Genomic DNA, 344 nt, shown 5'->3' on the forward strand with positions numbered 1-344 from the left:
AAGCATAGGTAACAATACCTACATCATCCGTAGATTGATTTCCCGTAAAACTCACCTCTAAAGGAGCTTCGCCTTCCGTAACATCTGCAGTAGCTACAGCTATTGGTGCTCCATTTGCCCTGGTAGCTACAATAGTTACGCTCGCAGTATCTGTTAAACCAGCTTCATCCGTAACAGTCAATACAACAGTGTAGGTATCGGCCACAGTAAAGGTATGTGCCGGATTGGCTAGAGTAGAACTTGTTCCATCACCAAAATCCCAAGCATAGCCGACTACAACATCGTCATCGGTAGATTGGTCGCCCGTAAAGTTAACCTCAAGCGGTGCTTCACCCTGCATTACA

The 344-nt window shown here is 45.9% G+C and carries 1 protein-coding gene; it reads right to left on the reverse strand.

Annotated features, from left to right (window positions below):
* Positions 1-344 (reverse strand): PKD domain-containing protein (locus BFP77_RS00830; RefSeq protein ID WP_143751809.1); only part of this gene is annotated, 344 nt, incomplete at both ends.

The sequence above is a fragment of the Maribacter sp. 4U21 genome, assembly GCF_002742365.1.
In the GTDB taxonomy this organism is placed as follows: domain Bacteria; phylum Bacteroidota; class Bacteroidia; order Flavobacteriales; family Flavobacteriaceae; genus Maribacter.